We start from the raw sequence: 17,965 nt of genomic DNA on the forward strand, positions 1-17,965 counted from the left end.
ATCACGATCATGCGCCGTTACGGCAAGAACCCCGACGAGGACGACATCCCCACCCGCCCCAACCGCAAGGGCAACCGTCCGCGTACGAACATCCGCCCCAAGCACGAGGACGCCTCGGAGGGCATGGTCCTCACCGTCGACCGGGGACGGCTCACCTGCCTCGTCGAGGACCGTGTGGTGATGGCCGTGAAGGCCCGCGAACTGGGCCGCAAGGCGGCGGTGGTCGGTGACCGTGTCGCCATCATCGGTGACCTGTCCGGCGCCAAGGACACCCTCGCCCGCATCGTCCGCATCGAGCCGCGCACCTCGGTCCTGCGCCGCACGGCCGACGACGACGACCCCTACGAGCGCGTGGTCGTCGCCAACGCCGACCAGCTCGCCATCGTCACGGCCCTCGCCGACCCCGAGCCGCGCCCGCGCCTGATCGACCGCTGCCTGGTGGCGGCGTACGACGGCGGCCTGGAACCCCTCCTCGTCCTGACGAAGTCGGACCTCGCCCCGCCGGACAAACTCCTCGAGCTGTACGGCGACCTGGACATCCCCTACGTCGTCACCACCCGCGAGGAGTTCGAGGACGGCCACGCGGTGGACCGGGTGCGCGAGCAACTGAACAACAAAATCACGGCGTTCATCGGACACTCAGGCGTCGGCAAGACGACCCTGGTCAACGCGCTGGTCGCACGGGACCGGCGGCGCATCACGGGCCATGTCAACGCCGTGACGGGCCGCGGCCGGCACACCACGACCTCGGCACGCGCGATCCCGCTGCCGGAAGCCGCGGGCTGGGTCGTCGACACCCCGGGCCTACGGTCCTTCGGCCTCCACCACGTGAACCCCTCCCGCGTCATCAAGGCCTTCCCCGACCTCGAACCCGGCACCGAGGGCTGCCCACGCGCGTGCAGTCACGACGAGCCGGACTGCGCACTGGACCAGTGGGTGGCCGACGGGCACGCGGACCCCGCCCGCCTGTACTCCCTGCGCCGGCTGCTCGCGACACGGGAGCGGAACGAGGGCGACTGACATCGTCCTCTCCGCCGCCTGACCTCCGCGTTGTTTGCGTCCGTACCGCGCCGGAAAATGCATAATCGCACCGAGTACCACCGGAAAGCCGCTGACCTGAACCACACACACCAGACCAAGCAGTCGACGTTCGGACGTGGGAGGACAAGCCATGGCATGGCTGCTGGTCGTTGTGGCGGGACTGCTCGAAACGGGCTTCGCCGTCTGTCTCAAGCTCTCGCACGGTTTCACCAGACTCTGGCCCACGGTCGCGTTCTGCGTCTTCGCCCTGGGCAGCTTCGGCCTGCTGACCCTCTCCCTCAAGAAGCTGGACGTGGGCCCCGCGTACGCGGTCTGGACAGGCATCGGCGCGGCAGGCACGGCGATCTACGGAATGATCTTCCTGGGCGACCTCGTGTCGACCCTGAAGATCGTCTCGATCAGCTTCGTCATCATGGGAGTGATCGGCCTGCAACTGTCAGGCTCGGCGCAGTAGGCACCCTCCTTTCCGGAGCCCTCTCCTTTCCGGAGCCCTCTCCTTCCTGCCGCCCTCCTCCTCCGCCCTAGACGCTGAGGCGATGGACGGACGGCAGGGCGGCTTTCACCAGGTCGGTCAGCCCGCCCTCCCCCGGAGGCGCCGACACACAGGACAGCGAGAGCCGCACGACCAACTCGCAGGAGCGGGCCAGCTCGGCCGCGTCCACCCGTCTGGAGGCCACCCCCCTGGGGGTGGAGAGCGAGGCGACGGCCTTGTCACGGACGAGCGCCACGAGGTCGGCGGGCGAGGGCAGCGGACCGTCGGCCCGCCGCTGCGCGGGCACGGCGGAGGACGAGGGCACCGCCGAGAGCGTCAGCGAAGGCAGACGCTCACTCCAGCACCCGGTCAGCATCGCCCGGACCAGCACATTGCTCCGGGCCGCCGACGCGGTCCACTCGGCGGCGGCGACCAACCGCTCCCGCGCGTCCGCGTGCGCGCCCAACGCCCGCTCGACCCCGGCGAGATAGGCATCGGCCTCCCGCCGTACGAGGGCACGCGCCAGCCCTTCCTTGCTCCCGAACTCGTTGTAGAGCGTCTGGCGCGACACCCCGGCCACGGCGGCCACATCGACCATCCGCACCGCGGACCACGCACGACGCGCGAGCGCCGTATAGGCGGCGTCCAAAAGGGATTCCCGAGCAGCAGGCATCATCGCCTCCCAGCGGCGATCGGCTCCGCAGCTCAGGTTTGACGCGCACAGGTCCACTGTCAAGAGTGCGCGACACCCCCAGAAGCGCACACCGCACCGCACGCCCCCGCCCGACGGAGAGAACGAGCCCCTTCACCTGCCGGAACCGGCGAGAAGGTCGAGCCGCCTAGCCCGGCGAACCCGTCACGGATGGCAAGCCCCTCACAGCGGCACCCGCGATGTCACCGAAGGGGACGCGCCGGAACGTCCGCCCGCAGCGGCTGGCGCGTCAACACCGTTCCCCTCCCAAGGCAACCGATTCCGCGCCAGACCGAGGACGGATGCTCCGGTGCGGCCCCGACCCACCCCCGGCGGACCCGCGACGAGGCCCACCCAGCCGCTGCCCCCCACACCACGAAGTTCTCCGGGGCCCGCGCAGCCCTCCCCACGAAGGCTCTCCCGGGCCCGCGCAGCCCTCTCCACGAAGATCTCCCAGGCCGTGTAGCCCTCCCCAGGACGGGCGGATACGGTTCCCCCATGCCCGACTACCACGATGACCTTCGCCTGGCCCACGTCCTCGCCGACGCCGCCGACGCCGCGACGATGGCCCGGTTCAAGGCCCTCGACCTCAAGGTCGAGACCAAGCCGGACCTGACGCCGGTGAGCGAGGCGGACAAGGCCGCCGAGGAACTCATCCGCGGGCAGCTCCAGCGGGCACGCCCTCGCGACGCGATCCTCGGCGAGGAGTACGGCATCGAGGGCACGGGCCCCCGCCGCTGGGTGATCGACCCGATCGACGGCACCAAGAACTACGTACGCGGCGTCCCCGTCTGGGCCACCCTCATCTCCCTGATGGAGGCGGCCGAGGGCGGCTACCAGCCGGTCGTCGGCGTGGTCTCCGCCCCCGCGCTCGGCCGCCGCTGGTGGGCCGCGAAGGGCGCCGGCGCGTTCACCGGCCGCAGCCTCACCTCGGCCTCCCCGCTCCACGTCTCGAAGGTCTCGCGCCTCACGGACGCCTCCTTCGCGTACTCCTCCCTCAGCGGCTGGGAGGACCAGGGCCTCCTGGACGGCTTCCTCGACCTCACGAAGGCCGTCTGGCGCACCCGCGGCTACGGCGACTTCTGGCCGTACATGATGGTCGCCGAGGGCTCCGTCGACATCTGCGCCGAACCCGAGCTCTCCCTCTGGGACATGGCGGCGAACGCGATCATCGTGACGGAGGCGGGCGGCTCCTTCACCGGCCTCGACGGCCGCCCCGGCCCGCACAGCGGCAACGCGGCCGCGTCGAACGGCATCCTGCACGACGAAATGCTGGGTTACCTGAATCAGCGGTACTGAAGCGAGGCTCCTGAGTAACCCCCGGGCGCCCCGAACTAGCCGCACGCGCCCCCTTGTTGACCCTCCTTTTACCTGCGACTCTGAGAGCTCCCCCACTTGTGAACTTGTGAATCACTTCTCTTGACGCCCCGCCGGGGACCCCGACGCCAACGCCCACCGATCGGCACCCAGCCGAAGAACCGGCGCTCCGCCAGGGAACCCGGCACCGCCAGGACAAGCGATTCACCAAGGAGGTGGCTCCAGCCCATGCTCGTCCGCGACGCCATGAGCACGGTGGTCCTCACCATCGGCCCGGCACACACCCTCCGCCAGGCGGCCCGCCTGATGTCCGCGCGCCGCATCGGCGCGGCCGTAGTCCTCGACGAGGACTCGAGCGGACTAGGAATCCTCACTGAGCGCGACATCCTGAACTCGGTGGCCCTGGGCCAGAGCCCGGACACCGAGACCGCAGGCAGCCACACCACCACCGACGTCGTCTTCGCCGCCCCCGGCTGGACCCTGGAGGAAGCCGCGACAGCCATGTCGCAGGGCGGCTTCCGGCACCTGATCGTGCTCGACGGAACAGGCCCCGTCGGCATCGTCTCGGTCCGGGACATCATCCGCTGCTGGGCCCCGACCCGCCGACGCGCACCCGCGCAGGTCTGATCCCCGGACGAACGGGCCGGACCCCCTGAAACCCAGGGGGTCCGGCCCACCGCGGAAGCTACCGCCCGTCAGCCACGCAGCCCCTGAACCGCGGCCTCCAGCCGCTTCCCGAAGTCCCCGTCAGCCCGGCGGAAGTTGTCGATCGCCCGCTCGGCGATGTCGTCCCGGGAGACCTTGGCGATGAACCCCGCCAGGTTATCGATCAGCCGGACCTTCTCCTCCTCGGAGAACAGCCGGTAGAGATTCCCCGCCTGCACGAAGTCGTCGTCCTCGGTGTGAACAGGAGCCTCGTGGTTGCCGGTTCCACCGGCGACAGGGGTCGACACCCACAGCGGACGGCCGGTCTGGACGGGCCCGCCGAACGAGTTGGGCTCGTAGTTCTTCGTACCCCTGTGGCGCCCGTCGTACAGGAACCCGTCACGCGAGTTGGTACGCGCCTCGGTGGCGTGCGGCCGGTTCACCGGCAGGTGGTCGGCGTTGACGCCGACCCGATAGCGGTGGGCGTCGCCGTAGGCGAACAGCCGCCCCTGGAGCATCTTGTCGGGCGAGGGCCCGATACCCGGCACGAAGTGCGCCGGCGAGAAGATGCTCTGCTCGACCTCGGCGAAGATGTTCTCCGGGTTGCGGTTGAGCTCGAGCCTGCCGATCTCGACCGGCGGATAGTCCTCGTGCGGCCACACCTTGGTGAGGTCGAACGGGTTGAAGCGGTAGTTCGCCGCCTCGGCCGCCGGCATGATCTGCACCTGCACGGTCCAGGACGGGAAGTCACCGCGCTCGATCGCCTCACGCAGGTCGCGCTGGTGCGAGTCGGGGTCCACACCGGAGAGCCGGACGGCCTCCTCGGTGGTCAGGTTCCTGATGCCCTGGTCGGTCTTGAAGTGGTACTTGACCCAGAAGACCTCGCCGGCCTCGTTGTTCCACTGGTAGGTGTGCGAGCCGTACCCGTTCATGTGCCGCAGCGTCGCCGGAATGCCACGGTCGCCGAAGAGCCAGGTCACCTGGTGCGTGGACTCGGGCGAAAGCCCCCAGAAGTCCCACACGTTGTCGGCTTCCTGCGATCCGGTGTACGGGTCGCGCTTCTGCGTGTGGATGAAGTCGGGGAACTTGATGGCGTCCTTGATGAAGAACACCGGGGTGTTGTTGCCGACGAGGTCGTAGTTGCCCTCCTCGGTGTAGAACTTCAGCGCGAAGCCGCGGGGGTCACGGACCGCGTCCGCGGAACCGAGGTTGCCGGCCACGGTCGAGAACCGCAGAAAGGTCTCGGTCCGCTTGCCGACCTCGGAGAGGAACCCGGCCCGGGTCCACTGCGAGACGTCCCGGGTGAGCGTGAAGGTGCCGTACGCACCGGCGCCCCGCGCGTGCACGATCCGCTCCGGGATCCGCTCACGGTTGAAGTGCGCGAGCTTCTCCAGCAACGCCTGGTCCTGCACGAGGACGGGCCCGCCGATGCCCGCGGTCTCGCTGTTCTGGTTGTCCGCGACCGGCGCACCGGCCTCCGTCGTAAGCGGTCCCTGCGTCACGTGCGCCTCCTGCGTCATTCGGGCAAGTCCTGACCCTCGCCCAGTACCGCAGCCGATCCTACATTAGACAAAATCCAAGTCAAGCAGAGCTCCAAAGTCACACCTGTTCGGGATCTGTTCCCCTTACTGTTAGGCTGGTTCGCATGAGTGACCTGCTGGAACGACTACGCGGACGCGGATGGCGGATGACCGCACAGCGGCGCGTCGTGGCCGAGGTCCTGGACGGCGATCACGTCCACCTGACGGCCGACGAGGTGCACTCACGTGCCGTCGTCAAGCTGCCGGAGATCTCCCGGGCGACCGTCTACAACACGCTGGGCGAGCTGGTCTCCCTCGGCGAGGTGCTGGAGGTCGCGACCGACAAGCGCGCCAAGCGGTACGACCCGAACGCGCACCGCCCGCACCACCACCTGGTCTGCGCTAAGTGCGGCTCGATCCGCGACGTCCACCCGGACGGCAACCCGCTCACCGATCTCCCCGACTCGGAGCGCTTCGGCTTCACGGTCTCGGACGTCGAGGTGACCTATCGCGGCCTCTGCCCGAACTGCGCGGCGGCCTGACCGGCCCCACGCCGACAGCAAACACACCGAAGGCCCGGAACCATTGGTTCCGGGCCTTCGGCCTTCAGTAGCGGGGACAGGATTTGAACCTGCGACCTCTGGGTTATGAGCCCAGCGAGCTACCGAGCTGCTCCACCCCGCGCCGTTGAAATGAACAGTACGTCACCCCTGCGGACCAGCGCAAATCACTTCCAGCCCGTCCGGCGCTTGAGGACGAGGCCGTCCAAGGCCGAAGCGGAGGTCTGGGGGGGCAGCCCCCGGATACGGGACGGGAAGGGGCGGAAGGGGCGAAAGACCCACCCACCCCCGACCACCCCTCACGCGGACAACTCCTCCCGCAACGCATCCCGCAACCGAGCCGCCCGCTCGGAAACCTCCGCGGGCCCAAGGGAGACGGCACGGTCGGCCCACCGCTTTCCCTCGGCAAGCTCCCCCCCACGCGCGTACACGAGCGCGAGCCGGAGCGCCGCCCGCCCGTGCCCCGCGTCAGCGGCCCGCTCCCACCACACAGCCGCCTCCGGCTCGCTGCCTTCGCGAGCGAGCAACAGCCCGAGATTGAACGCCCCGTTCCGCGACCCGGCCTCCGCCGCCTCGCGGTACCACCGTGCCGCCTCCACCACATCGCCCCGCGCGGCGGCCAGCATCCCGACCCGCACCTGCGCCCGGCGGTGCCCCTGGGAGGCCGCCCGCTCGTACCACTCCTCGCACTCGCTCTTCTCCTGCGCGGACTCGCCCAGCTCATGCGCGGGCACCGGCGGCTGCCGGGCGTCGAGAACGGCGGCGAGCCGGTAGGCGGCCTCGGCGCTGCCGCCTCCCGCCGCGCACCTCAGGTGCCGCTCGGCGTCCCGCTCGTCCCCCTCACGCAGCCGCGCGATGGCGACCTGAAGCGCCGCCTCGGTGTGTCCGGCCGCGGCGGCACGCTCGTACCACCGCAGGGCCGCCTCGTCCTCGTCCTCGGTCCCCCGTCCGGCGTGCAGAATCCCCAGATTGAACGCGGCGTCGACGCTCCCGGCCTCCGCGGCCTTCGAGAACCACGGCTGGGCCCCGGCCGCGTCGCCGACCTGGAGCAGCAGAATGGCGAGCGCGTTCGCCGCCTCGCGATGACCGGCGTACGCCGCACGCCGGTACCACTGCTCGGCCTGCGCGGTCCGGCCCTGCTCGGCACAGAGCAGCCCGAGGTTGTACGCCCCGTTCACGTCACCGGCGTCCATCGCGGCCCGGTACCACCGCTCGGCGGTCTGCGTCTCGCCGCGCTCGGCGTGCAGCGCGCCCAGGGCATTGGCCGCGTTCCCGTCACCGTCCTGGGCGGCTCGCAGCCACCACACGGCGGCGCTGTCGGGGTCGCCCGCGTCCCGCAGCAGGAACCCCAACGCGCACGCGGCCCGCGCCTCACCGTCCTTGGCGGACGTCAGATACCAGCGGCCCGCCTCCTTGAGCTGGCCGCGCTTCTCCAGGATCGCCCCGAGGTGCAGCGCGGCCCGCCGGTGCCCGCGCGCGGCGGCCTGGCGGTACCACTGCTCGGCCTCTGCACCGCCGGCACCGATGACGCCGCCGTCCGCCCTGGCCCCGCCCGAGTCCACCACCTTGCGGTCAAGGGTTCGCGCCAACCGGTACGCGGCCTCGCGGTGCCCGCGCTCGGCGGCGGCCCGCATCCACTGCTCCGCGCCGACATCGGCACGGTGCTCCAGCAGGTCCGCCAGCGCGTACGCGCCCAGCGCGTGCCCCTGCTCGGCGGACTGGCGCAGCCAGTACTCGGCGGCGGGTTCGTCGCCGCGCTCGCGGTGGTAGCGGCCGAGGGCGTGCGCGGCGGCGGCGGAGCCCGCGACGGCGGCGATCCGCCACCAGCCGGCGGCGTCGTCGCCGTATCCGCGCTGGTGCAGGAGGACACCAAGGTTGTTGGCGGCCGCGCGGTCACCGGCGGCCGTGGCCGCGCGCAGTTGAGGCTCGGCTCCGTCGAGATCACCGCGGCGCAGCAGCATCGCTCCGAGGACACTCATGGCCTCGACTTCGCCGGCTTCCGCGGCGAGCCGTTGGCGTGCCTCCTCGGCAGCCTCGCCGGTTTCGTCCCGATCGGTAGGCTGCACAAAACGCCCTGTATCCAACAGAGTTGCCTTGTCCCCCATAACGTCCATCGTCGCACCACCTGCAACCTGGGTACACCTGGTATACCGCAGCCAGTGAGGTCACTTCAGCGTTTTGTCGACTTGCCCACAGAGAGACAAGTCAAACACGGATTTCCCAACTCCCCACGTTTGGAGCAGCAGTTCACGCGAGTCGCCAGGCCACACGGAAGCGGCGCGCCGCCACACCGTCACACACGCCGAAGGCCCGGATCCTTGATCAGGATCCGGGCCTTCGACTTTCAGTAGCGGGGACAGGATTTGAACCTGCGACCTCTGGGTTATGAGCCCAGCGAGCTACCGAGCTGCTCCACCCCGCGCCGTTGTGTTGCAACCGTACCACGGCGCGGGGTGGCTCCTGACTCAGCCGTCGGCCGGGCTCTCACTGCCGCTCGGGGACGGGCTCGCACTCCCACTGGGGCTCGCACTGCTGCCGCTGCCACCACTGGGCTCGTCCGCCTTGGCCTGCGCCTCCTCGGCCCGCTTCAACGCGGACTCAAGATCCTTTTGCGCTTCGCCGTACGCCTCCCAGTCGCCCTTCGTGAGAGCTTCCTGGCCCTCGTCGAAGGCCTTCTGGGCGTCGTTCAGCGCCTCTTGGACCGTCGGGTTGTTCGAGGCCGGCGGTGGCTCCGTGGTGTCCTCGGGTGGTGGCTCGGTGGTCGAACCCTCGGATCCCAGGACCTTGTTGAGCGCCGCGTCGAGCGTGTTCTCGAAGGCCGTTCTGCCCCCGTAGCTCACCAACACCTTGCGCAGCAGCGGGTACTTGAGTCCACCGCCGCGTACGTAGACGGGCTCCACATAGAGCAGTCCTCCGTCGAGTGGCACCGTCAGCAGGTTGCCGTACTCGACTTCCGAGTCGCCGCCCTGGAGGAGTCTGATGGACTCGGCGATGTTCGGTTGGGAGTTGAACTGGCTCTGGACCTGTTTGGGCCCGTCGACCGGTTCGCTCGTCGGCAGTTTCAGGATTCTGATCTTGCCGTAGCCGGGGGTGCCCGCCTCGGCGTTGACCGACATGAAGGCGCTCAGGTTGTCCCGGCCGTTCGGCGTCAACGTCGTGGTCAACGAGAACGCCTGCGCCGTCTGTCCTGGCATCTCCATGCTCAGGTAGTACGGCGGGACCGCGTCGCCCGACTTGTTGGTCGGGTCGTCCGGCACCTGCCAGACCTCACTGCCGCTGAGGAAGGTGTCCGCGTCCTTCACGTGATAGCGGGTCAGCAGCTCGCGCTGGACCTTGAACAGGTCCTGCGGGTACCGCAGATGGGCCATCAGCGAGGACGAGATGTCACTCCGGGGCTCCACCGTGTTCGGGAACGCCTTCATCCAGGTCTTCAGGACCGGATCCTCGGTGTCCCACTGGTAGAGCTTGACCTCACCGGTGTACGCGTCGACGGTCGCCTTCACCGAGTTGCGGATGTAGTTGACCTGGTTCTGCTGGGCCACCACCGCACGCTGGTTGTTGGTCGCGGTCAGCGAGTCGGCCGTCGTGTCGCCCAGCGTGGTGCGGGAGGCGTACGGATAGCCGTTGGTGGTCGTGTACGCGTCGACGATCCACTGGATCTTCCCGTCGACCACGGCCGGGTAGGCGTCACCGTCGATGGTCAGCCAGGGCGCCACCGCCTCGACACGGTCCTTGGGCGTGCGGTTGTAGAGGATCCGCGAACCCTCACCGATCGCGCCCGAGTAGAGGATCTGCGGCTCGCTGAACGCCACCGCGTACGCGGCGCGGTTTATCGGGTTCGAGAGGTTGACGCCGCTCTTGCCCGTGTAGCTGGTGGTCTTCTCGCCGTTGTCGTCGGAGTAGTCGATCTCCTTCTGGGGACCGCCGACGATCGAGTACTGCGTGGTCTTCTCTCCGTAGTAGACCCGCTGCTCGTACGTACCGAGGTCGCCCTTGGACGGCAGGTCGGACTCGGTGAAGACCGGCTGGCCGCCGGAGGTCGCCGTGGTGCCCTTGGCGGCGACCACGCCGTATCCGTGCGTGTAACGGAAGTGGTCGTTGATCCAGTTGTTCTTCGGGATGCCGGCGAGGTTCAGCTCACGCAGACCGATGACCGTGTCCTGGTCGGTGCCGTCCGCGCTGTAGCGGTCGACGTCCAGGTTGGTCGGGAACGCGTAGTAGTTCTTCATCTGCTGCAACTGCTGGAACGCCGGGGAGACGATGTTCGGGTCCAGCAGGCGGATGCTCGCCGTGGTGTCGGCTTCCTCGCGCAGCTTGGTGGTGTCCTTGGTCTCGCTCGTGCCCGCGTACTCCGTGACGTCGGTGCCCTCGATCCCGTAGGCCTCCCGGGTCGCCTTGAGGTTCTTCGCGACGTACGGCGCTTCCTTGGCCTGTTCGTTCGGCTGGACCTGGAACTTCTGGACGATCGCCGGGTACAGGCCGCCGATGAGGATCGCGGAGAGCACCATCAGGCCGAAGCCGATGACGGGCAGCTGCCAGGTGCGCCGCCACAGGGTGGCGAAGAACAGCAGCGCGCAGATGACGGCGATGCAGAACAGGATCGTCTTGGCCGGCAGATACGCGTTGGCGTCGACGTACCTGAGGCCCGTCCAGCTGTCGGTCGCCTTGAAGTCGCTGGACTTCACCGCGAGCCCGTACCGGTCGAGCCAGTAGGCGACGGCCTTCAGCGCGACGAAGAGGCCCAGCAGCACCGACAGATGCCCGGTGGCGGCCGCCGTGGCACGCGCCCCCGGGCTGGTGATGCGCAGCCCGCCGTAGAGGTAGTGGGTGAGCGCGGCTGCGATCAGCGACAGCACGGTGGCGGCGAAGCCGAACCCGAGCAGGAAGCGGTACCAGGGCAGGTCGAAGGTGTAGAAGGAGATGTCGAGGTTGAACTGGGGGTCCTTCTGGTTGAAGGGAACCCCGTTCACCCACATCAGCCACGTACGCCACTGGCCCGAGGCGGACGCGCCGGCGATCAGCCCCACCAGTGAGGTGATGCCGAACAGCAGCCACCTCTTGTACGGCGCGATCCCCATCCGGTACCGGTCGAGGCTCTGCTGCTCCATCGACATGGCGCTCAGCGGCGGGCGCAGCCGGTGCGCCAGCCAGATGTTCACGCCGACGGAGACCGCCATGAGCAGGCCGAAGACGAAGAAGAGCCCGATCTTGGTCCACAGCGTGGTCGTGAACACGGACGAGTAGTGAACCGATCGGTACCAGAGCCAGTCCGTCCAGAACCCCGCGAACATGACGAAGGCCATAGCCAGTGCGGCCAGTACGCCCAATGTCATGAGCAGGGTCCGGACACGCCGGGACGGTCGGCCCACTCTGATCCGTGGCCCCGTCGGGCCTCCGCCGCGGTCCGGCATCTGGAAAGCCAAGGTGCGCACCTCGAAGTTCGCTGTTGGTCCGTCAGGTCCCCGTGATCGTGGACCATTCGTCAGGCTCCGTGATCGTGGAGCCTCATCTATGCAACTTACTCACGCTTTACTCGGTTCCCGTTTCCGGGGACTAACGAGGCAGGATTGTGACCATGTCCAACACTCCCATGGCAGCGAACCCGCTCACCCGGGCCGTACTCGAGATCGACGAGTACGCTTCCGGCCTCGGCTGGGACCAGCCCGCTCGCCTCTTCGCCCTCGTAGACACCGCACGGCTACGGACCCAGGAACCCGGCCTCGCGGCCCAGCTCGGCCTTCAGGACGAGCCGGAGACCACCGGTCTCACCCCCATCGAGCAGGACGAGATCCCTGCCGGCAAGGCCCTGGACGAGTTCCTCGGCACCATCGCCTGGCCGGACGCCGTGGTCGGCTGCGCGCTCACCGTGGAACGGCTGATGCTGCCGCCTTCCGCCGAGGCCTCCGTCCCGGAGGGCCTCAGCGAGAAGAAGCTCACGAAGTGGGTCGCCGAACACCCGGACCGTCAGGAGGTGCGCATGACGGTCGGCGTGCTGCGTGACGGCACCCGTGACTCCGCCCTGCGCCTGCGTGCGAAGGACGCCCCGGCGGAGGTGCTCACGGGTTCGGGCCTGGTGCCGGGACTGGCGGAGGCCCTGTCGGCGACGTTCGCGGAGTAGCTTCGCGAAGGGGTACGCCTGATCCGACGGCCCTTACCCGGTGGTGCACTTCGGCAGGTCGGCCGTCTTGCCGGAGCTGATGTCCTTGAGGGCGCTCATCGCGTCGTCGATGGTCTTCACCTTGACGAGCGTGAGCCCCTCGGGGGTGTCCTTGGCGGCGTCCGCGCAGTTGTCCGCGGGCGTCAGGAAGTACTGGGCGCCCTTCTGCCGCGCGCCGACCGTCTTCATCTCGATGCCGCCGATCGGGCCGACCTTGCCGGCGTCGTCGATGGTGCCGGTGCCGGCGATGAACTTGCCGCCGGTGAGGTTGCCCGGGGTGAGCTTGTCCACGATGCCGAGGGCGAACATCAGCCCCGCGCTCGGTCCGCCGACATCGGCGAGCTTGATGTCGATGGTGAACGGGAAGGTGTGGTCGGTTCCCGCGGAGATGCCGACGATGGCGCGCGGCTCACCGTCGTCGTCGGACTTCCTGGTGGTGACCGTGATGTCCTCGGTCCCGGTCGCCGTCTTGTTCTCCTTCTCGGCGGCGGCCTGGGCCTTGGCGGGCACGATGGTGAAGACGACCTTCTCGCCCGGCTTGTGCTTGGTGACCAGCTCCGCGACGTCGTCGGGCGCCTTCACCTCCGTACCGTCGACGGCCTTGATCACGTCTCCGGCGTGCAGCTCGCCCTCGGCCGGGGAGTCCTTGAGGACCGTGGAGACGATCACCCAGGACCGCACCGGGATGTCCAGCTCCTTGAGGGCCGCGACCTTCGCGCTCTCCTGGGACTGGCTGAACTCCTCGGCGTTCTCCTGCGTCGACTGCTCCTCCGTCTTGCCGTCGGGGTAGAGCGTGTCGTGCGGGACCACCTTGTTGTCGTGCGCCAGCCAGCCGTAGACCGCTTCCACGAGGTTCATGTTGTAGTCGGCGCTGGTGACCCGGACGGTCGTCATGTTGAGATTCCCGGTCGCCGGGTAGGTCTTGCGCCCGTTGATCTGCAGCACCGGCTCGCCGTCGTGGTCGCCCAGCGTGTTCACGGTCGGGCCCGGGGACATCTCCGAGTACGGCACTTTGATGAACACTCCCGCGCACAGGAGCGCGATCAGGATCAGGGTGGAGGCGAGCATCGTCGCGGTGCGGCGTGGCATGGCACGACAGTACGGGACGGTGCTGTCAAAGCACCGTCGGGGCCGTCCGTACGGGGTCCTGGCCTCGGCCTGAGGGCCCCTGGAGCGTCAGACGGCGTCGGAGGGGGACTTCTCCAGTGCCACGGCCCTCTTGGCCACGACAGGGCTCTTCACGACCTCGTACCGGTCCATGGCCCCGGGCCTTTCCATGGCCGCGCGAAAGCGCGCGTAACCGTCGAGCTCGATGCCGTCTCCCGCGGTCTTGCGGTTCCGGCTGGCCCAACTACCCCACAGTCCGGCGCCGATCGCGGCCAAAAGCGGAATCAGCAACCAGGCAAGCGCTGCCATGCCGACCTCCAACCTCATGAGCGACCGCAACTGACTGATCAGCAGATTAACCCTCAGCAGTGTCAACGCTCACGCCCGGGGGTCGGTTACGCAACCGGAGGGCGGGCGGGAGCCCTCAGCAGGCCCCGACCCATTCCTCCGTGCCGTCCGAGAACCTCTGGTGCTTCCAGATCGGCACCTCGTGCTTGAGGTCGTCGATGAGCTTGCGGCACGCCTCGAAAGCCTCACCCCGGTGCGGACACGACACGGCGACGACGACAGCGAGATCCCCGACGGCCAGGTCCCCGATCCGGTGGACGGCGGCCAGCGCACGCACCGGGTACTCGGCGACCACCTTCTCGGCGACCCGCCGCATCTCGGCCTCCGCACTCGGGTGACACGAATACGCCAGCTCATCGACGTCGGCCCCGCCGTCGTGATTCCGCACCGTCCCCACGAACAGCGCGATCCCCCCGGCGGCGTCGTCCCCCACGGCCCGGAAGACCTCGTCGAGAGACAGCGCTTCCTCACGAATCGCCAGCAGCCGAATGGGATCCCGCGCGCCCAGCTCACCAGGATGGTCATAGATAGGTGCCATGCGTCCATCGTGCCGCACCCCACTGACACCCGGACCTCCGGGCTCTTCCAGCCCGCCCGGCGTTCGAGGACGAGCCCTCCGGGTGATCGGCAGTCCGGGAGCGAACTCACCAGGCACGGGACGGGAAGGGGCGGAGGGGGCGAACCCGTTTGGACACCGGTGCCGACGCCGGGCGCAGGTTCGCCGGGCGCAGGTTCGCCGGGCGCAGGTTCGCCGGGCGCAGGTTCGCCGGGCGCAGGTTCGCCGGGCGCAGGTTTCAAGAGCCCGCGGCGCCGGCACTCAGATCCGCCGCCGAGCCTTCCGCGCCCGCCGCACCACCGCGGCCGCACCCAACAGCGCGACCGTCGCCCCCGCGGCCCCCGCCGCGGTCGCGTCCTTGCGCCCGAGCCGCCGCCCGGCAACGGTGTGCCGCCCGGCGACCCCCTCCAGCAGCTCCGCGAGGACCTCCTCGTTGCTCCACCGAGGCCGCCACCCGGCGTCATGCAGCCGGCTCCCGCTCACCACCCAGGGGTACATCGTGTACGCCAGATCCCCGGCGGGCGAAGGGGTGAGCCCGATCCGGTGCAGCCGGGCCGCCGCGCCCAGAGCGACCGCGGAAGGCAGCTCCATCCGCCGGATCCCGCTCAGCTCCTCGACCTCCTCCTGCTCCAGCCACCCGTCGCATCCGACGGCCAGCTCCCCCTCCACCTTCTCCACCACGGCGTACTCCAGAGCACTGCACAGGTCCTCGACGTGACAGAACTGCCACGCGGGCCGCGACCCCGCCACGACCAGCAGCCGCGGTGACTCGAAGTACCTGGTCAGCGCCGTATCGGTGCCGCCGCCGACCAGCACGGCGGGCCGTACGACGGTGACGTTGAGCCCCGGGTGCGCCCGAGGCGCCCGCCGGGCGAGCCGCTCGACCTCCAGCAGGTCGCCGACGCCCGTGGCCTCGGCCGTCGCCCGCAGTTCGGCGTCCTCGGAGAGGGGCAGTTCGTTGTCGGGCAGCGCCCCGTAGACCATCGCGGAGGTGCACAGCACCACCCGGTGCACCCCGGCCGCGGCGGCCGCCGTGAGCACGGTCTGCGTACCCCGGACGTTGTAGGCCGTCCGTGCCGCCGCGTCCGACTCCAGATCGAAGTCGAGCGCGAGGTGCACGACGACGTCCGCACCGCGCAGCTTCTCGGCGATCACCGGGTCGCGGACGTCCAGGATGTGCCACTGGGCGGCCGCACACTCGCCGCGCCGCTCGTCGATGGCGATGACCTGCTTGATCTCCTCGCTTGCGGCCAGCCGCTCGGTGAGCAGCGCACCCACACCTGACGCGGCGCCGGTGACCGCGACGACGGGCCCGCGCGCGGGCGGGCTGGTTGAGTGGTTTCGCGCTGCGCGAACCTGCGGATCTGGGGAACTCACCGGGCGTCTCCAGCGGTTGTCTTCAGTAACGGACGCGCGTGACGCGTGCGTACCAGGTGGCATCCATCCTGCCGCAGGCCGCGAGTCGGCGAAGCACCGAGGCCCGATCGGGCTTGGGTGTCTACGCTGGGTGGTGTTGTCGGGCAAGCCGCCGTCGGAGAGAACCGGCGGCCTTAGCAGCCGAGGAATCCCGTGAGTGACACCCCATTCGGATTCGGCCTTCCGCCGGAGGAGCCGGAGAACGGCGACGAGGGCAAGAAGAAGGACCAGGAGAGCGGCGGTGGCCAGGGACCGGCCAATCCGTTCGGTTACGGGGGTTTCCCCGGAGCCGGCGGCCCCGGCGCCGACAATCCGTTCGCAGCCATGTTCGGTTCCATGAACCCCAATGACCTGGGCGCCGCGTTCCAGCAGCTGGGCCAGATGCTCTCGTACGAGGGTGGTCCGGTGAACTGGGACATGGCCAAGCAGATCGCCCGCCAGACGGTCTCCCAGGGCACCTCTGACGGCGTCAAGGACGCGAGCGTCGGCCCCGCCGAGCGCACCGCGGTCCAGGAGGCCGTGCGCCTGGCCGACCTGTGGCTGGACGACGCGACGTCCCTCCCGTCCGGTGCGAACACCGCCGTGGCCTGGAGCCGCGCGGAGTGGGTCGAGGCGACCCAGCCCGCGTGGAAGGAGCTCGTCGACCCGGTCGCCGAGCGTGTCGGCGCGGCCATGGGCGATGTCCTGCCTGAGGAGATGCAGGCCATGGCGGGCCCGCTCATCGGCATGATGCGCTCCATGGGCGGCGCCATGTTCGGTACGCAGATCGGGCAGGCCGTGGGCGTGCTCGCGGGCGAGGTGTTCGGTTCGAGCGACGTGGGACTGCCGCTCGGCCCGGCCGGCAAGGCCGCGCTGCTGCCGCTGAACATCGAGTCGTTCGGCAAGGACCTGGGCATCCCCCAGGAGGAGGTGCGGCTCTATCTCGCCCTGCGCGAGGCCGCCCACCAGCGCCTCTTCGCCCACGTGCCGTGGCTCCGCTCGCACCTGTTCGGTGCGGTCGAGGGCTACGCGCGCGGGATCAAGGTCGACACGGCCAAGCTGGAGGACGTGGTCGGCCAGTTCGACCCGCAGAACCCCGAGGAGCTGCAGAACGCGCTCCAGCAGGGCATGTTCCAGCCGGAGGACACCCCGGAGCAGAAGGCGGCGCTGGCCCGGCTCGAGACGGCTCTGGCGCTCGTCGAGGGCTGGGTGGACGCGGTCGTGCACACCGCCGCCAAGCCGCGTCTGACCTCCGCCGACGCGCTGCGCGAGACGCTGCGCCGCCGTCGTGCCTCGGGCGGTCCCGCCGAGCAGACCTTCGCCACGCTGATCGGTCTGGAGCTGCGTCCGCGGCGCCTTCGGGACGCCTCGCGCCTGTGGGCCTCGCTCACCGACGCGCGCGGTGTCGACGGCCGCGACGCCCTGTGGGCGCACCCGGACATGCTCCCCACCGCCTCCGACCTGGACGACCCGGACGGCTTCGTGCACCGGGAGCAGCTGGACTTCTCCGAGCTCGACAAGATGCTCGGCGAGGCGGCGGACGGTTCGGGCTCCGGCTCCGGCGAGAAGCCGAACCTGAAGAAGGACGACGACAAGGGCGACGACACCGAGTGAGCCTGTACGACGACGCGGTCCTCGTGCTCAAGAGCCACGAGGGCCAGGAAGAACTGCGCCAGGCGTACCTGGACCATCTGGACGCACATCCGGACGCCATGTGGAAGTCCTGCACGGCCGGCCACATCACGGCGAGTGGCCTGGTGATCGACCCCGAGCACGGTCGCGTACTGCTGACCCTCCACAAGAAGCTGCGCATGTGGCTCCAGACGGGCGGTCACTGCGAACCGGAGGACGCCACGCTGGCGGCCGCGGCCCTTCGCGAGGCCACGGAGGAGTCGGGCATCACGGCTCTCGAACTGCTCCCAGGCGGTCCGGTGCGGCTCGACAGCCACCCGATCCCGTCACCGTGCCGCTGGCACTTCGACGTCCAGTACGCGGTGGTGGCCGCGCCGGGAGCCGTGCAGGAGATCAGCGACGAGTCCCTCGACCTGCGCTGGTTCGCCTACGACGAGATCGCGGACGTGGCCGACGAGTCGGTCGTACGACTACTGGAAGCCACCCGCGCACGGCTGTGAACCGGGAAAACGGTAAGGGGCGAC

16 protein-coding genes and 2 tRNA genes are annotated in these 17,965 nt (G+C 69.5%); 8 read left to right on the forward strand and 10 right to left on the reverse strand.

Annotated elements, in window-relative coordinates:
- The first annotated feature begins 9 nt into the window (after positions 1–9).
- Positions 10–1,020: a ribosome small subunit-dependent GTPase A gene (gene rsgA, locus ACIBLC_RS18610; RefSeq protein WP_399212049.1), complete on the forward strand. Its 1,011-nt coding sequence runs from the start codon at positions 10–12 to the stop codon at positions 1,018–1,020.
- 151 nt (positions 1,021–1,171) lie between these two features.
- Positions 1,172–1,495: a DMT family transporter gene (locus tag ACIBLC_RS18615; protein WP_399212050.1), complete on the forward strand. Its 324-nt coding sequence runs from the start codon at positions 1,172–1,174 to the stop codon at positions 1,493–1,495.
- A gap of 67 nt (positions 1,496–1,562) precedes the next feature.
- Here the strand turns inward: ACIBLC_RS18615 and ACIBLC_RS18620 are convergent, their stop codons facing one another.
- The gene (locus tag ACIBLC_RS18620; RefSeq protein WP_399212051.1) at positions 1,563–2,186 is read right to left on the reverse strand and encodes a TetR/AcrR family transcriptional regulator; all 624 of its coding nucleotides are present in this window, start codon (positions 2,184–2,186) and stop codon (positions 1,563–1,565) included.
- A 516-nt stretch (positions 2,187–2,702) separates the two neighbouring features.
- On the opposite strand from ACIBLC_RS18620, the gene hisN reads away from it, so the two are divergent.
- Positions 2,703–3,503 carry a histidinol-phosphatase gene (hisN, locus tag ACIBLC_RS18625; protein ID WP_399212052.1) on the forward strand — a complete coding sequence of 267 codons (801 nt, stop codon included), beginning with the start codon at positions 2,703–2,705 and terminating at the stop codon, positions 3,501–3,503.
- Between the two features lie 246 nt (positions 3,504–3,749).
- Complete coding sequence (locus ACIBLC_RS18630) at positions 3,750–4,148, forward strand: cyclic nucleotide-binding/CBS domain-containing protein (RefSeq protein ID WP_399212054.1); 399 nt, start codon at positions 3,750–3,752, stop codon at positions 4,146–4,148.
- Positions 4,149–4,216: 68 nt separating this feature from the next.
- Here the strand turns inward: ACIBLC_RS18630 and ACIBLC_RS18635 are convergent, their stop codons facing one another.
- A complete protein-coding gene (locus tag ACIBLC_RS18635; protein WP_399212055.1) occupies positions 4,217–5,686 on the reverse strand; it encodes a catalase in 1,470 nt (489 codons plus the stop codon).
- 125 nt (positions 5,687–5,811) lie between these two features.
- Between ACIBLC_RS18635 and ACIBLC_RS18640 the strand changes: the two genes are divergently transcribed.
- Positions 5,812–6,228 (forward strand): Fur family transcriptional regulator, encoded by a 417-nt coding sequence (locus tag ACIBLC_RS18640; RefSeq protein ID WP_399212056.1) that lies wholly within the window; start codon positions 5,812–5,814, stop codon positions 6,226–6,228.
- 68 nt (positions 6,229–6,296) lie between these two features.
- Here ACIBLC_RS18640 and ACIBLC_RS18645 read toward each other — a convergent pair.
- The 4 genes from ACIBLC_RS18645 to ACIBLC_RS18660 form a co-directional block, all read right to left on the reverse strand.
- Positions 6,297–6,370 (reverse strand) — tRNA-Met (locus ACIBLC_RS18645).
- Positions 6,371–6,545: 175 nt separating this feature from the next.
- Positions 6,546–8,360, reverse strand: coding sequence for a sel1 repeat family protein (locus ACIBLC_RS18650; protein ID WP_399212057.1), 1,815 nt, complete (start codon positions 8,358–8,360; stop codon positions 6,546–6,548).
- Positions 8,361–8,594: 234 nt separating this feature from the next.
- Positions 8,595–8,668 (reverse strand) — tRNA-Met (locus tag ACIBLC_RS18655).
- Between the two features lie 43 nt (positions 8,669–8,711).
- The gene (locus ACIBLC_RS18660) at positions 8,712–11,657 is read right to left on the reverse strand and encodes a UPF0182 family protein (protein ID WP_399212201.1); all 2,946 of its coding nucleotides are present in this window, start codon (positions 11,655–11,657) and stop codon (positions 8,712–8,714) included.
- A gap of 164 nt (positions 11,658–11,821) precedes the next feature.
- Here ACIBLC_RS18660 and ACIBLC_RS18665 point away from each other — a divergent pair, with 164 nt between their 5' ends.
- Entirely contained in the window at positions 11,822–12,364 is a 543-nt protein-coding gene (locus tag ACIBLC_RS18665; protein ID WP_399212058.1) for a PPA1309 family protein, read from the forward strand.
- Between the two features lie 33 nt (positions 12,365–12,397).
- On the opposite strand, the gene ACIBLC_RS18670 is transcribed toward ACIBLC_RS18665, so the two are convergent.
- The 4 genes from ACIBLC_RS18670 to ACIBLC_RS18685 form a co-directional block, all read right to left on the reverse strand.
- Positions 12,398–13,492 carry a PDZ domain-containing protein gene (locus tag ACIBLC_RS18670; RefSeq protein ID WP_399212060.1) on the reverse strand — a complete coding sequence of 365 codons (1,095 nt, stop codon included), beginning with the start codon at positions 13,490–13,492 and terminating at the stop codon, positions 12,398–12,400.
- Between the two features lie 87 nt (positions 13,493–13,579).
- Positions 13,580–13,819, reverse strand: coding sequence for a hypothetical protein (locus ACIBLC_RS18675; protein WP_399212061.1), 240 nt, complete (start codon positions 13,817–13,819; stop codon positions 13,580–13,582).
- A 115-nt stretch (positions 13,820–13,934) separates the two neighbouring features.
- Positions 13,935–14,396: a molybdenum cofactor biosynthesis protein MoaE gene (locus tag ACIBLC_RS18680; protein ID WP_399212062.1), complete on the reverse strand. Its 462-nt coding sequence runs from the start codon at positions 14,394–14,396 to the stop codon at positions 13,935–13,937.
- A gap of 279 nt (positions 14,397–14,675) precedes the next feature.
- Positions 14,676–15,791 carry an SDR family oxidoreductase gene (locus tag ACIBLC_RS18685; protein ID WP_399212064.1) on the reverse strand — a complete coding sequence of 372 codons (1,116 nt, stop codon included), beginning with the start codon at positions 15,789–15,791 and terminating at the stop codon, positions 14,676–14,678.
- 192 nt (positions 15,792–15,983) lie between these two features.
- Here ACIBLC_RS18685 and ACIBLC_RS18690 point away from each other — a divergent pair, with 192 nt between their 5' ends.
- Both ACIBLC_RS18690 and ACIBLC_RS18695 read left to right on the forward strand, forming a co-directional pair.
- Positions 15,984–17,423, forward strand: coding sequence for a zinc-dependent metalloprotease (locus tag ACIBLC_RS18690; RefSeq protein ID WP_399212065.1), 1,440 nt, complete (start codon positions 15,984–15,986; stop codon positions 17,421–17,423).
- Positions 17,420–17,941: an NUDIX hydrolase gene (locus ACIBLC_RS18695; protein ID WP_399212067.1), complete on the forward strand. Its 522-nt coding sequence runs from the start codon at positions 17,420–17,422 to the stop codon at positions 17,939–17,941. The genes ACIBLC_RS18690 and ACIBLC_RS18695 overlap by 4 nt, the downstream gene beginning before the upstream one ends.
- The last annotated feature ends 24 nt before the right edge of the window (positions 17,942–17,965 follow it).

It is taken from the genome of Streptomyces sp. NPDC050535, assembly GCF_044457665.1.
Taxonomy (GTDB): Bacteria; Actinomycetota; Actinomycetes; order Streptomycetales; family Streptomycetaceae; genus Streptomyces.

Excerpts from the sequence above, each read along its gene's own strand:
- rsgA (WP_399212049.1), top strand. The coding sequence starts at position 10 with ATGCGCCGTTACGGCAAGAACCCCGACGAGGACGACATCCCCACCCGC.
- ACIBLC_RS18615 (WP_399212050.1), top strand. The coding sequence starts at position 1,172 with ATGGCATGGCTGCTGGTCGTTGTGGCGGGACTGCTCGAAACGGGCTTC.
- ACIBLC_RS18620 (WP_399212051.1), bottom strand. The coding sequence starts at position 2,186 with ATGCCTGCTGCTCGGGAATCCCTTTTGGACGCCGCCTATACGGCGCTC.
- hisN (WP_399212052.1), top strand. The coding sequence starts at position 2,703 with ATGCCCGACTACCACGATGACCTTCGCCTGGCCCACGTCCTCGCCGAC.
- ACIBLC_RS18630 (WP_399212054.1), top strand. The coding sequence starts at position 3,750 with ATGCTCGTCCGCGACGCCATGAGCACGGTGGTCCTCACCATCGGCCCG.
- ACIBLC_RS18635 (WP_399212055.1), bottom strand. The coding sequence starts at position 5,686 with ATGACGCAGGAGGCGCACGTGACGCAGGGACCGCTTACGACGGAGGCC.
- ACIBLC_RS18640 (WP_399212056.1), top strand. The coding sequence starts at position 5,812 with ATGAGTGACCTGCTGGAACGACTACGCGGACGCGGATGGCGGATGACC.
- ACIBLC_RS18650 (WP_399212057.1), bottom strand. The coding sequence starts at position 8,360 with ATGGACGTTATGGGGGACAAGGCAACTCTGTTGGATACAGGGCGTTTT.
- ACIBLC_RS18660 (WP_399212201.1), bottom strand. The coding sequence starts at position 11,657 with ATGCCGGACCGCGGCGGAGGCCCGACGGGGCCACGGATCAGAGTGGGC.
- ACIBLC_RS18665 (WP_399212058.1), top strand. The coding sequence starts at position 11,822 with ATGTCCAACACTCCCATGGCAGCGAACCCGCTCACCCGGGCCGTACTC.
- ACIBLC_RS18670 (WP_399212060.1), bottom strand. The coding sequence starts at position 13,492 with ATGCCACGCCGCACCGCGACGATGCTCGCCTCCACCCTGATCCTGATC.
- ACIBLC_RS18675 (WP_399212061.1), bottom strand. The coding sequence starts at position 13,819 with ATGGCAGCGCTTGCCTGGTTGCTGATTCCGCTTTTGGCCGCGATCGGC.
- ACIBLC_RS18680 (WP_399212062.1), bottom strand. The coding sequence starts at position 14,396 with ATGGCACCTATCTATGACCATCCTGGTGAGCTGGGCGCGCGGGATCCC.